This is a genomic window from Cupriavidus agavae (assembly GCF_004217045.1).
GTDB classification, from domain to species: domain Bacteria; phylum Pseudomonadota; class Gammaproteobacteria; order Burkholderiales; family Burkholderiaceae; genus Cupriavidus; species Cupriavidus agavae.
The window spans coordinates 317589-331107 of record NZ_SGXM01000004.1; the positions used below are offsets into that span (position 1 = coordinate 317589).

At 68.4% G+C, this 13519-nt stretch carries 10 protein-coding genes; 2 read left to right on the forward strand and 8 right to left on the reverse strand.

The features are described 5' to 3' along the window. Nucleotides 1-11: 11 nt before the first annotated feature. A complete protein-coding gene (locus EV147_RS17500) occupies nt 12-974 on the reverse strand; it encodes a tripartite tricarboxylate transporter substrate binding protein (RefSeq protein ID WP_130392480.1) in 963 nt (320 codons plus the stop codon). 103 nt (nt 975-1077) lie between these two features. Here EV147_RS17500 and EV147_RS17505 point away from each other — a divergent pair, with 103 nt between their 5' ends. After that, a complete protein-coding gene (locus EV147_RS17505) occupies nt 1078-2001 on the forward strand; it encodes a LysR family transcriptional regulator (RefSeq protein WP_130392481.1) in 924 nt (307 codons plus the stop codon). Nucleotides 2002-2005: 4 nt separating this feature from the next. Here EV147_RS17505 and EV147_RS17510 read toward each other — a convergent pair whose 3' ends face one another. From EV147_RS17510 to EV147_RS17535, 6 genes are all read right to left on the reverse strand, one after another. After that, nucleotides 2006-2584 carry a hypothetical protein gene (locus EV147_RS17510; RefSeq protein WP_235844803.1) on the reverse strand — a complete coding sequence of 193 codons (579 nt, stop codon included), beginning with the start codon at nt 2582-2584 and terminating at the stop codon, nt 2006-2008. Between the two features lie 74 nt (nt 2585-2658). Next, nucleotides 2659-4065, reverse strand: a complete 1407-nt coding sequence (locus tag EV147_RS17515) for a selenium-binding protein SBP56-related protein (protein WP_130392483.1) — start codon at nt 4063-4065, stop codon at nt 2659-2661. A gap of 103 nt (nt 4066-4168) precedes the next feature. Then, the gene (locus EV147_RS17520) at nt 4169-6331 is read right to left on the reverse strand and encodes a TonB-dependent siderophore receptor (RefSeq protein ID WP_130392484.1); all 2163 of its coding nucleotides are present in this window, start codon (nt 6329-6331) and stop codon (nt 4169-4171) included. Nucleotides 6332-6490: 159 nt separating this feature from the next. Further along, the gene (locus EV147_RS17525; RefSeq protein ID WP_130392485.1) at nt 6491-8707 is read right to left on the reverse strand and encodes a TonB-dependent siderophore receptor; all 2217 of its coding nucleotides are present in this window, start codon (nt 8705-8707) and stop codon (nt 6491-6493) included. Nucleotides 8708-8967: 260 nt separating this feature from the next. Continuing rightward, nucleotides 8968-9942: a FecR domain-containing protein gene (locus EV147_RS17530; protein ID WP_130392486.1), complete on the reverse strand. Its 975-nt coding sequence runs from the start codon at nt 9940-9942 to the stop codon at nt 8968-8970. Next, nucleotides 9942-10457 carry a sigma-70 family RNA polymerase sigma factor gene (locus tag EV147_RS17535; RefSeq protein WP_130392487.1) on the reverse strand — a complete coding sequence of 172 codons (516 nt, stop codon included), beginning with the start codon at nt 10455-10457 and terminating at the stop codon, nt 9942-9944. The genes EV147_RS17530 and EV147_RS17535 overlap by 1 nt, the downstream gene beginning before the upstream one ends. 186 nt (nt 10458-10643) lie before the next feature. Between EV147_RS17535 and EV147_RS17540 the strand changes: the two genes are divergently transcribed. Continuing rightward, nucleotides 10644-12383, forward strand: a complete 1740-nt coding sequence (locus EV147_RS17540) for an ABC transporter ATP-binding protein (RefSeq protein WP_130392488.1) — start codon at nt 10644-10646, stop codon at nt 12381-12383. Here the strand turns inward: EV147_RS17540 and EV147_RS17545 are convergent. Next, nucleotides 12366-13463 (reverse strand): mechanosensitive ion channel family protein, encoded by a 1098-nt coding sequence (locus EV147_RS17545; RefSeq protein WP_130392489.1) that lies wholly within the window; start codon nt 13461-13463, stop codon nt 12366-12368. The genes EV147_RS17540 and EV147_RS17545 overlap by 18 nt on opposite strands. Nucleotides 13464-13519 lie beyond the last annotated feature (56 nt).

Sequence of the window (13519 nt, forward strand, 5' to 3'; positions counted from 1 at the left end):
TGGGGGCGAAATTACTCTGCGGTGATGCCGCGTTGCTTGATCAGGGCGGCCCAGACCGGCATTTCCTTCTCCAGCCGCTGGCGTGCCGCTTCGGGTGTCGAGGGCGTCGGCTCGAAGCCCTCCCTGACCATCCGTTCCTTGAAAGGTTGTGAAGCCAGCGTGGTGTTGAGCGCACCGTTGAGCCGGTCGATCACTGCCTTGGGCGTGCCGGCCGGGGCAAACACCATGAACCACGTTTCAAACTGATAGCCGGGCAGGCCCGCCTCGGCCGCAGTGGGCACGTTCGGCAGCGACGGCGAGCGTTTGGCGCCGGTCACGGCCAGCGCGGTCAGCTTGCCGCCCTGCACATGCTGCTGCGCGGCCGATACCACGGGGAAGCTCATGTCGACCTGCCCGGCGATGGTGTCGACCAGTGCCGGGCCGCCGCCACGATAGGGTACATGCACGATCGAGACATTGGCGACCGACTTGAACAGTTCGGCCGACATGTGGAACGTGCTGCCATTGCCCGCCGAGCCGTAGGTCAGCTTGTCCGGCTTGGCCTTGGCCAGCGCCACGAGTTCCGGCAGGGTCTTCGCGGGCACCTTGTTGTTGATCACGAGCACGTGCTGCGAACTGGCCACCATGCCGATCGGCGCCAGATCCTTGAGCGTGTCGTAGGGCATGCGCGGGAACAGGCCGGGGTTGATGGCCAGCGATACGGTCTGCAGGCCGATCGTGTAGCCGTCGGCAGGCGACTTGGCCACCGCATCGACCCCGATGTTGCCGCCCGCACCAGCCCGGTTTTCCACCACGATGGTGCCGCCGAGGCTCTTCGACCATGCGTCCGCAACCAGCCGTGCCGCAATATCGGCGCTGCCGCCCGGCGCGTAGGGCACGATCAGGCGTACCGGACGCTGGGGATACGACTGTGCCGAAGCGCTGCCGACAGCAGCGGCGCAAGCCAGGAAGGCGAGTGTGCGAACGAGTTTCATGGGGGTCTCCGTCAGGTAGGAATCGTTATGCGAGGCATCCTAGCATTTGCCTGGGGAAACATAATTTAGGCACAATCACTTCTTTATTGCCTTGGTTTCAGCAATGGACAGCTTCTCGGACGTCGGATTTTTCATGTGCATCAATCGCCACGGCAGCCTCGCGTCGGCGGCGCAGGAGCTTGGCGTCACGCCTTCGGCGGTCAGCAAGCGATTGCAGGCACTGGAGGGAAGGCTGGGGGTGCGGCTGCTGCACCGGACCACGCGCCGCATCAGCCTGACGCCCGAAGGCGAGAGCTATCTGGTGGAGGGCGGGCGCATCCTGGCCGAGCTCGAATCGCTGGAGCGCACCGTGGCCGGCAGCAGCACCACGCCGCACGGGCTGCTCAAGATCGGCGCCACGCTGGGTTTCGGGCGCCGTCATATCGCGCCGGCGCTGGTGGATTTCGCGCGGCAGTATCCGAAGATCGAGATCCAGCTCTATCTCAGCGAGCGGCCGATGAACCTGACCGAACTGGGCCTCGATGCGGTGGTGCACTTCGGCGAGCCGCCCGATGTGCGGCTGACGGCGCGGCTGCTGGCCAACAACGCGCGCATCCTGTGCGCGGCGCCGTCCTATATCGCCCGGGCCGGGTTGCCGGCCAGTCCGCGCGATCTGGCGCGCTTCAACTGCATCTTCATCCGCGAGGCCGATGAAACGTTTGGCACCTGGCATCTGCGCAACGGCACCCAGCAGGAGAGCGTCAAGGTGCGCGGCACGATGAGCACCAATGACGGCCAGTCGGCACTGGCCTGGGCGCTGGAGGGGCAGGGGCTGATCGTACGGTCCGAGTGGGACGTCACCGGGCATCTGCGCAGTGGCGCGCTGTCGCGGGTGCTGCCGCAGTGGCAATTGGCGCCGGCCGACATCCACCTGGTCTACAGCGCGCGCAGCCATCGGTCGGACAAGGTGCGCGTGCTGGTGGATTTCCTGCTCGAACGCTTTGCCGCCCATCGCGCGGGCAAAGGCGGTGGCGGAGGGCAGTGGTAGCGGCCTACGCCAGCATCGCCAGTGATACCAGTCCCACCACGATCAGGCTGCCCGCCCAGATGGCATCGAGGTTGAACCAGCTGCGCCGCACGCATTGCAGCCCCACGTGCCGGTATGTCAGCCATGCCATCACGCCTCCGGCTGCCACCATCGCCACGGTATGGACCAGCGCCACCGCCAGCGCCATCGCCAGGTTGCGCGTGGACAGCGCGGCCACGGCCTGGTGGCCGGCATCGGTGTCGGGGCCGCACAGGCCGAGGTAGATCGGAATCAGCATCAGCCCGGCGCCGTGGGCGATGGCAATGGCGAACGACCACAGCGCGAACTGCGTCGGGCGGATGCGTGCCAGCGCCCGCGCATGGCGGCGGCGCAGCAGCAGCCAGATGCCGAAACCGATGGGCAGCAGGCTGGCCACGATCTGCATGGGCCGCTGCCACGCCAGCAGCGAGGCGAGCAGGCCGAATGGCAGCGTGATCGCCAGCACCGCCAGCGCGTGGCCGGCGCCGAGGTAGCCCAGCGCGCTGGCCACGGCGCCGTCACGGCGCGCCAGCAGCCCATGGGACACGGCCAGTGGCCATCCCATCGCCGGGTTCAGGCCGTGATAGAGGCCGCTCACGATGACCGCAGCCCACAACGCAAGCAGATGACCGGCCTCGCTCAAGTGCGGATGGACGGGTAGCAGAACGAATCGGTCGAGCAGTCGCCGCCTTCGAGCCGGATCTGGTGCGCGCGATAGCCGTCCGGAAACTCCACCCAGAAATCCTCCTGCAGCGAAAGCCCGCCATCGTCGGCCGCATTGGCCATGACCTGCGCGGCCGGCACCCCATGCGGGTAGAACTGGTCGTCCCAGGTGGAGTAGAGCGAGTTGGTCCAGTAGACGCGCTTGCCGTCGCGGCTGATCTCCACCATCTGCGGGCCGCCCGCGAACGCCTTGCCGTTCGGGTGCGGCGTGCGGCGCACGATGCCGCCCAGGTGCACCGAGCCCACCAGCAGCGGGCTGTGCGGGTCCGACACATCGTATTGGCGCATCTCGCCGGTGCCCCAGCACGAGACGTAGAGAAAGCGGTCGTCCAGGGACAGGTCGATATCTGTCACCAGTGGCGGCACCGCGCCGAAACCCTGCAGCAGCGGAGGCAGCAGGTCCTTGTCGGCAGGCTCCGGTGCGATCGTGACGGTCTTCTCGGCGAAGAACTGGCCGTCCTCGCGCCACCAGGTCCAGATCGACCCTTCGAGATTGGTGGTGTCCACCACCACGCCAACAAAGCCGTACTCGCGGATCGGGTCGTGGGCGGGCCTGACTTCCAGCGCCATCTGATGCTGCGCGCCGAGATCGATGGTCTGCACGTTGCGGCGCCCGCGCAGGTCCCAGAAATGCAGGCGGTGGCCATAGCGGTTGCCCAGCAGTTCCTCGGGCACCAGCCCGTTCTCGAACTGCGGCGGCAGCGCCCACTCGCTCGACACCATGTAGTCGCGTGGCAGGTTCCACCAGAAATCGTAGTGCTTGTCCTGCGGGCCCCGGTCGATCTCCCAGCGCCCCAGCACGTCGAAGGTCTGGCAGTCCATGATGAAGATGCCGGGCTCGCCCTCGGTGCCATCGGGGCCCCCGCCGCCCAGGCAGCTCACGTACACGCCCTCGGGCCCGCAGTGGATCGTGTGCGGACGCGAGTAGCCGGTCTTGCGGAACACCTCGTCCGGCTCGATCACCTTGTGCAGCGTTGCCTGCGTGGGGTGCGGCTTCGTATCGACGATATACAGCCGCGACGAGCGCATGCCCGGAATGATCAGGTAGCGGCGCTCCAGCATGGCATGGCCCGTGAGCGGCGACAGCGCGGACGAACAGGCGTTCCAGCCGAAATGGTGCAGCTCGTCGCCCTTGTGCGTCATCGGTACCGTATGCACGACCTTGCCGTACTGCGGCGAGCCCGGCTTGACGTCGATGACGGCCAGCGCATCGGGCTGCGCCCCGTCGGGGCTCAGCAGCAGCGTGTAGGCGTGTTCCTCGGGCGGCGCACGCATCGCCAGTTCGGGCGAGGCGTGGAACGTCGGGTCGGGTCGCAGACTCATGATGAGGTCTCCTCGCTACTTGTGGCGGCGTCAAACACCGTCCCAGAGTAGGCGTTGATCCACTCATGGTCAAAGGCTGGCCGACCCTCCCCGCCGCGCTGGTTCAGAAGTCGATCTGCGCGCCCAGCTTGAACACGCGTGGCGCGCCCTGCGTCAGGTACGACGCGCTCGTCAGCCAGTACGCCTTGTTCGTGAGGTTGTCCACGTTGAATCGCACCGTGGTCCGCTTGCCCGCCACGCGCGTGGTGTAGCGCACGCCGGCGTCGAACAGCGTGTACGAGGGCAGCGACACCGTGTTGGCCGGATCGATCGGGCGGGCGCCGTAGTACTGCATGCCCGCCGACAACGTGAAGCCGGTGTCCCAGAGCCGGTATTCGGTGTAGATCGATGCCTGCTGCCTGGGCGTGCCGTCCACGCGCTTGCCGGCGATGGCCTCCGAGGCGGTCTCGTTCTTCGCGTTCAGGAACAGCACGCTGGCGCTGACCATCCACAGCGGGGTCACACGCATGTTGCCCCCCAGTTCCAGCCCGTCGTAGCGCGCCTCGCCGTCCTGCGTGAACTCGTTGCTGCTGGTCGTGTAGGTCAGGCCGCGCTTGATGCGGAACAGCGCGGCGTTGGCCGACCAGCGCTCGCGCTGGGCCTTGACGCCCAGCTCCATCTGCTTGCTCTTGATGGGCCCGAATACCTCGCGGGCATTGGCGGCAGTCAGCGGTGCCGTGGAGCCCTGTTCGAGCGATTCGACATAGCTGCCGTATGTGGAGAGCCACGGCAGCGGCTTGAAGATCAGCGCGGCCGTGGGCGTGGTGGCGCTCTTGTCGTAGTCGTTGACCGTGTCCTTGATGTTGTTGCGGCGCACGCCGACCACCACGTCCCAATGTTCGCCCAGGTGCAGCGTGTCGGAGATGAAGAGTGCGCGCTGGGCGGTGTAGCTGCCCAGCGTATCGGCCGGCTCGGCGCTCAGGCCCGGGTTGTCGAAGCTGCCGGGATTGGCCAGGTTGCCGCTGCCGAGCACGGCGTAGTTGGAAACGCCCGAGTAGTAGGAGCGGATGCGCCCGTATTGCAGGCCGAAGGTCAGGTCGTGGGTGATGAAGCCCGTCTTCACCTTGCCGGTGACCATGCCGATCACGTCATCGGTCTTGAACCGGTCGGTGCCGCCGTACTGCTCTTCGGTGTAGTTGCCGGCGGCGTTGGCGTAGATCGAGCCGTTCAGGTAGATCCGGTCCAGGATCGAGCCGCGGTACTGCACGCGCGCGTTCCAGTTCTCGGCGAAGCCCCAGTCCAGCGACGTGCCATAGACCTTCGAACGGGTCTCGTAGCTCGTGAACGGCGAGTAGATGCGCTTGCTGCCGCGGATGGCGGCGGGCGGCTCGGCCGCGGTGAAATCGCCCGGTTCGCCGCTGGCATTCGGAAACAGGCCCCAGCCCGAGGAGCCCTTGACCACGCGGTCCATGGCCAGGCCGTCCACGCTCCACACCAGGTTCGGCAGGATGCGCCAGTCGAGTGCCAGCGACGCCGAGCCGCGCTTGACGTGCCCGCCGTCCTTCACATAGCTGTCGCCTTCCTCGCCAACGATCGTGGTGCGGTAGCCGAAACGGTCGTCGGGGCCGAAGCGTCCGCCCAGGTCACCGCCCAGCAGGAAGGTGCCGCCATTCGTGACCGAGCTGAAGACGCTGCGTACCGGCACGTTGGTGGGACGCTTGCTGATGAAGTTGACGATGCCGCCCGGTTGCGCGAAACCGTAGAGAAAGCCGCCCGCCCCCTTGAGCAGCTGCACCTGTTCGAAGTGTTCCAGTGGCAGGTCGCCGCTCCAGCCGAAGATGTTCAGGCCGTCGATCTTGCGGCCGTTCAGCAGGTCCAGCGTGATCCCGCGCACCGCGATCTGCGACGACAGGCCGGCAATATTGTTGCTGGTGACCGAGACCGAGGCATCGTTCTTCAGGGCCTGCACCAGCGAGGCGGCCTGCTGGTTGTCCATCAGGTCGCGCGTGACCACATCCACGCTGTAGGGGGTGTCCAGCAGCGATTTGTTGCCGAAGGCGCCCAGGCTGGCGTTGTCGGCGCGGTAGTCGTCATGGGCATCGGCGCTGCTGGTGACGGTCACGGTAGGCAGCGTGGCAACGTCGCCGGCAGCCTGCGGCTGGGGCTGCTGGGCGTGCGCGGTGCCGGCGGAGAGCGCCAGCGAGAACAGGGCGCCGTGCAGCGCCGTGTCGAGGCGATGGCGGCGGAATGGAGCCGCAGCGGCTGCGGAATGCAAGGTGGTTTCCATCTTGTTATCGAGTAATGGTTGAAATCCCTGGTGGAAGCGGCCGGCGTGCCGCAGGTGCCCCGGATCGGCTGACGCGGGCGCCGTGGAAGCCGGTTTCTGGATGGCTTCAGCAGGTATGACGGACGAGTGGCCGAAATCCGCCGGATTTTTTGCGGAGAGTCAGAAGTCGAGCTGGGCGCTCAGCCTGAAGGTGCGGGGAGCACCCTGCGTGAGGTAGGACGCGCTGGTCAGCCAGTAGGCCTTGCCGGCAAGGTTGTCGATGTTGAGGCGGACGGTGGTGCGGGTTCCGGCCCGGCGCGTCTCGTAGCGGATGCCGGCGTCGAACAGCGTGTAGCCGGCCACGTGTGCGGTGTTCGCCGCATCGATGGGCCGCGCGCCGTAGTACTGGATGCCGCCGGTCAACGTGAAGCCGGTATCGGCCAGCCGGTACTCGCCATAGAGCTTGGCCTGCTGGCGCGGCGTGCCGTCCACGCGCTGGCCCGTCAGTCCGGGGGTGGTGGCCACGTTCCGCGCATCGAGGAACATCACGCTGCCGATGACCTGCCACCGTGGCGTCAGCCAGCCCCGGCCCTGCAACTCGATGCCGTCGTAGCGCGCCTCGCCGTCCTGCGTGAAGACGTTGTCAGCGTCCGTATAGGTCAGCCCGCGCCGGATACGGAACACGGCGGCGCTGGCTGACCAGCGGGCGCGTTCGGCCTTGATGCCGGCCTCGACCTGCCGCGTCCGGAGCGGGGCGAACACCTGCTGGGCATTGGCCGCGCTCAGCGGCGCCGTGGCGCCCTGTTCCAGCGCCTCGACGTAGCTGGTGTAGAACGACAGCCAGGGCGCGGGTTTCAGCACCACGGCGGCGGTCGGGGTGGCCGCGCCCCTGTCGTACCCATTGACGGTGTCCTCCAGGCCGTTGTGCCGCACGCCGAGCACCACATCCAGGTGATCGCCGACATGGAGCGTGTCCGAGGCAAAGACGGCGCGCTGGATGGTGTCGCTGCCGAGCGCGTCGGCCGGCGGCGCGGAGAGGCCCGGATTGGCGAAATGCCCCGGGCTGGCCAGGTTGCCGCTGCCCAGCACCACCGCGTCCGACCCGCTCGCATAGAACGTGCGGATGCGGCCGTAGGACACCCCGAACGTCAGGTCATGGAGGATGCCGCCGGTCCGCGCCTTGCCTGTCACCAATGCCTGCACATCGCTGGTCTCGAAGCGGTCCGTCCCGGCGTACTGGACTTCGGTGTAGTCGCCGGCGGCATTGGCGAAGATCGATCCGTTCAGGTAGACGCGCGTCATGGACGATCCGCGATAGCGCAGGCTGGCGCGCCAGTCATCGGTCAGCGCCCATTCCACGCCTGTGCCATAAAGCGTTGCACGGGTTTCGTAGCGCGTGAATGGCGAGAAAATGCGGCGGCTGCCCGGGATCGGTGCCGGCGGCTGGGCAACGACGACATCGGTATCGCTGCCCGAGGCGTTTGGGAAGATGCCCCAAGTGGAGGAGCCGGTCACGCGCCGGTTGACCGCGAGCACATCGGCCTGCCACACGAGCTGCGGCAGGACGCGCCAGTCGAGCGCCAGCGAGCCGGACGCCCGCTTGATACGGCCACCGTCCCTGACATAGGTGTCGCCCTGCTCGCCAACCACCGTGGTGCGATAGCCGAAGCGGTCGTCAGGCCCGAAGCGCCCGCCCAGGTCGCCGGCCAGCAGGAAGGTGCCGCTATCGGTGACCGAGGCGTACCCGCTGCGCAGCGGTGCATCGGTGGGCCGCTTGCCGATGAAGTTGACGATCCCGCCGGGCTGTGCAAAGCCGTAGAGAAAGCCGCCCGCCCCCTTGAGCAACTGGATCTGCTCGAAGTGCTCCAGCGGCAGGTCGCCGCTCCACCCGAAGATGTTGAGCCCGTCCACCTTGCGCCCGCTCAGCAAGTCCAGGCCCACGCCGCGCACGGCGATCTGCGACGACAGGCCACCGATATTGTTGCTGATCGGCGTAACCGAGGCGTCGTTCCTGAGCGCGTCGACGAGCGATTCCGCCTGCTGGTTGTCCATCAGGCCGCGCGTCACGACCTCGATGCTGTAAGGCGTGTCGAGCGGCGCCCGATTGCCAAGCACGCCAAGGCTGACCGCGCCGCCGCGATAGTTGTCCCTTTCGTCGCTGACCGGGTGCTGGCCACGGGCCGTGACCGTGACCTCGGCGAGGGTCGGGACCGTTGCGGTATCGGAGGGCAGGACGGCGGTGATCTCGCGCCGCCGCAGCCAGTACCCGCCTTCGCCATGCGCCACGGCCTCGACGGGCTGGCCGTCGAGCAGCGCTTGCAGCGCCTGCGCAACCGTATAGGTGCCTTGCAGGCCCTTGCTGTACAGGCCGGCGGTCAGCGCCGGGTCCACGGCCACCGGAACGCCCGAGACGCTGCCGAAGCGTGCCAGGCTTTCGTCGAGCGGGCCGGCCTCGATCGCGTACTGGCGCGCCCCCGGGCAGGGTCTGCGTCCAGCCCGTGCCGGATGCGGCCATGCCCGCCGGCAGCGCCGCCGCCAGCACGCAGGCGTGCAGGACGATGGCGAAGCGTGAAGGGCCAGGGCGACGGGACACGATACGGCGGCGAGGGCGGCGGGGGAGCGTCGGCAGGGGAGCGAGGGAGCGAGGGGCGCGCCGGCTAGCGGGGCAGGATCGTGATCCAGTACGGGGTGACGGCCCTGACCCTGACCGGCAGCGCCTTCGCCAGCAGCGTCAGGGCCGCATCGGTATCGTCCAGCGGAAAGGCGCCGGAAACGGCGAGTCCGTCCAGCGCCGGGTCGCAGCGCAGGATGCCACGCCGGTAGCGGCCGAGTTCGGCCACGAAGCGGGGCAGCGGCATGCGGCGTACCACGAGCATGCCGTCGAGCCACGCCCGGAGGCCGGGATCGAGCGGCGCAGGCGCGCTCACCGACGACCGGCTGAAGCTTGCCTGCTGGCCGGCTTCGACGCGGGCTGCCGGCCCGCCGGCGGCGGGTTCGATCCGCACGGCGCCCTCGGCCACGCCTACCGCAATCGCGTCGTACGCCGCGATATCGCGCACCACGAAACGCGTGCCGATCGGCGAGACCGTCCCGAAGCGCGTGGCGATCACGAGCGGCCGGCCGAGAGCGTCGGCCCCGGAGCGCACGTCTATCTCACCCGCGCGCAACCGGACCTGCCGGTGCTGTGCGTCGAAGGCAATGTCGATGGCCGATGCTGTGTTGAGCGTGACGACCGTACCGTCCGGCAGCGTGACCGTGCGCCGCTCGCCGGCCCTGGTGGCATGGTCCGCCGCCAGCCGGTCATAGGTGCCGGTGCGCACCATCATCCATCCGCCACTGCCGGACAAGGCGATGGCGCCGACGCTGGCCAGCGCCTTGAGCGCCCGGCGCCGCGACCGCACCGCGGCCTCGCCGCGCAGGGTATGCCGCACGACGCCCGGCGGCACCCCGGCCAGTCCGTCGCGCAGATGGCCGGCGGTCTCGGCGATCATCTGCCAGGCCAGTTCATGCGCCGGATCGGCGCCGCGCCAGCGGGCGCAGGCCACTTCATCGGCCGGTGTCGCTTCGCCCGACTCGAAGGTGGTCAACCAGAGTGCGGCCTGTTCGAGGGCCTTGTCGCTCGGGGCGGCCATCAGCGGTTAAGCACGAGGCAGCACTGCACATATGCCTTGGCCATGGCCTTCTGGACCATGTTGACGGTAATTCCCATCTCCTCGGCGATGTCCCGGTAGGGCAGGCCATCGACCTGGGAGAGCAGGAAGATATCGCGCACGCGGGCTGGCAGACGGTCCAGCGCGTGGCTGATGGCGGTCAGGGCTTCGAGCACGAGGGCGCGGGTCTCAGGGGAGGGCACGGCTGGCTCGGGCAGGCCCGCGATGGCGTCCAGATAGGCGCGTTCCAGAGCCTGCCGGCGAAAGAAATCGGCGGCCAGCCGCGTGGAGACAGTGGTGAGGTAGGCGCGCGGCTCGCGCAGCGACGCGGCATCGCCGGCGTGCAACAGCCGGGCAAACGTATCGTGGGCCAGGTCCGCGGCGCTCTCGATATTGCCAAGCTTGCGTGATAGCAACTTCAGCAGCCAGCCGTGGTGACTGCGGTAGATGCTGGTAAATGCCTGCCCGCTGCCCCCAGCAGGTTCCGTCAGTGCCATGGCGCCGATCCCGTCCCGGCGCGGTGCGCCCAGCGTAATTGAGAACGATTTGCATTCTATTGGCTATGCTGTCCGTCCACAAGGGCGCAGCTGTCGTGGCCGCACGACGGTTTCTTTGCCCGCTGCCGCCACACCCGGCAAACTGCGCCAGTCGACCGCCGCCGATGGCAAAGGAGTGATGACCGCATGACGACGACCGATTCCACCCCCACACCGGCCACCGGGCTGGGCAGCGCGGCGCGCGAGCTGTACCGCGCGCTGTGGCGGCATGCCAGTGGCGTACGGACGCATCTGCTCGGCGCGGCCGGCCTGCTTTCAGCCGCCCAACTGCTGCGGCTGACCATGCCGTGGCTGGCAGCGCAGGCCATCAACGGGCTGCAGCAGGGGCAGATGGACGTGGCCGGGCGCTGGATCCTGGCGCTCGTCGGCATCTACCTGCTGTCCTGGCTGCTGCACGGCCCGGGACGGATTCTGGAACGCAACGTGGGCGTGCGCGTGCGCGAGCGGCTGGCGGACCAGCTTTATGCGCGCATTGCCGCCGCGCCGCTGGCGTGGCGCGATGGCCGCCATTCGGGCGAACTGCAGCACCGGGTGGTGCAATCGAGCCGGGCGCTGTCGGACTTTGCACAGAACCAGTTCGGCTACCTGCAGAGCGCGTTCAACTTCGTCGGCCCGATCGTCGCGCTGGCGCTGCTGTCGCGTACCAGCGGCGTGATCGCCGTCACAGGCTACGTCGTGGTGGCGCTGATCATCCTGCGCTTCGACCGCACGCTGATGCAGCTGGCGCGCGCCGAGAACGATGCCGAGCGCCGCTATGCGGCCGCGCTGCTCGATTTCGTGGGCAATGCCGGCACCGTGGTGGGGCTGCGGCTGCAGGCCGCGTCGCGCCGGCTGCTCGGCCATCGCATGGATGCCGTGATGGCGCCGCTGCGCCGCGCGGTGGTGGTCAACGAGGGCAAATGGTTTGCGGTGGATCTGCTTGGCATGGGGCTGACGTGGATCCTGGTGGTGGTCTACGTGTTGCAGACGCGCCAGCCCGGGCAGGTGGTGCTGCTCGGCACGATCTTCATGATCTACCAGTACGCGCAGCAGGCCGCCACGGTAGTTGGCGCGATGGCGGCGAACTTCCAGAGCTTTGCGCGCATGCATACCGATTTCGGCAGCGCCGAGCCGATCTGGGCCGCGCCCGGCGAGCCCGACGCCGCCACGCCTGCCATCGTGGCCGATGCGCCGTGGCAGGCGCTGGATCTGCGCGGCGCCACGCTGCGCTATGCCGATGACGCCAGGGGCGGCCTGCACGCCATCGACCTGACGCTGCGCCGGGGCGCGCGCATCGCGCTGATCGGTCCGAGCGGGGGCGGCAAGAGCACGCTGCTGCGTCTGCTGGCCGGGCTGTACCGGCCGCAGCAGGGCGAACTGCGGTGCGACGGGGCGCCGGTGGACTGGGCGGTCCTGCGCACGCTGGGCACGCTGATTCCGCAGGAGGCCGAAGTCTTCGAGGCCAGCGTCGAGGAGAACCTGACCTTCGGCGAGCCGGCCGATGGCGCCGCGCTGCGCTCGGCAGTCCATACCGGGGTCTTCGACGAGGTGCTGGAAAGAATGCCCGACGGACTGGCGAGCCCGCTGAACGAGCGCGGCAGCAATCTCTCGGGCGGCCAGCGGCAGCGGCTGGCGTTGTCGCGCGGCGCGTTGGCGGCGCGGGGCAGTTCGCTGCTGCTGCTCGACGAACCCACCAGCGCGCTCGACCCGCATGCCGAGGGCCGCGTGTTCGACCGCATGTTCGCGGCGTTTCCCTCGGCCTGCATCGTGGCCTCGGTGCACCGGCCCAGCCTGCTGTCCCGCTTCGACACCATCGTCGTGGTCGAGGCGGGTCGCGTCATCGACGCCGGCCCGCGCGACGCGGTGCTGTCACGACACGTCGGCTAGATCGGCGCGGGCGTGTGCCCGGCGCGGAGCGGCCTCGGCCGGTTCGCCCTCGAAGCGCAGGCGCGGCAGATGCTGCGGGTATTCGCGCTGCATGAACGCGATCAGGCCCTCGCGCACCACGCAGCGCAGGTCCCAGGCCAGGCCCGAGGACGCAGCGGTGCACAGCACGCGCAGCTGCATCGTGCGTTCGGTGGCGTCGGTCACCACGAGGTTGAAGAAGCGGCGGTCCCACTCGGGCGCGGCGTGGACGATGCGCTCCAGTTCCTTGCGCAGCGGCGCCAGCGGCATGCCATAGTCGACGTAGAAGAATACCGAGCCGGTCAGCTGGGCGCTGCTGCGCGTCCAGTTCTGGAACGGCTTCTCGATGAAGTACTGGAGCGGGATGATCATGCGGCGCTCGTCCCAGATCCGCAGCACCACGTAGCTGCCGCCGATCTCCTCCACGCGCCCCCATTCGCCCTCGACGATCAGCACGTCATCGAGCCGGATCGGCTGGGTCAACGCCAACTGCAGCCCGGCGATCAGGTTGCTGAACACGGGCTTGGCGGCGAAGCCGGCAATCAGGCCGACCACCCCGGCCGACGCCAGCAGGCTGGCCCCCACCTGGCGCGCACCGGGGAACGTCATCAGCAGCAGCGCGGTGCCCATCACCACGGCCAGCGTCATGGCGATGCGCGAGAGCACGCGGGTTTGCGTATGGATGCGGCGCGCATGGATGTTGTCGGCCACGTCCACGGGGTGGCGGTCCAGCACGCCCTGCGCAAAGCCCGCGATGATGCGCACCACCAGCCATGTGGTGCCGACGATCATCAGCAGGCCGTTTACGTGCCGGACACTGTCGATCCAGCGCAGGTCGTCGGGCGCGGCCTGCCAGACGGTCTGCAGCGCCAGCAGCGGCAAGACGAACTTGGCCGGTGCGCGCGATTTGACCACGATGGCGTTCAATACCAGTGTGGAGCGGGTGACGCGCAACAACAGCAGGCCACCGATACGATGCACCACCAGCGCCGCGATGACGGCGATGACGGCGGCGGTCCAGGTGTTGAACCAGGGGTGGGAAAGGATGACTGCAGCGTTCATCGGACTTGCTTCCTGTTCTAAGGGTGGCAATCCTTAGCGACAGGCGGATGACGCGG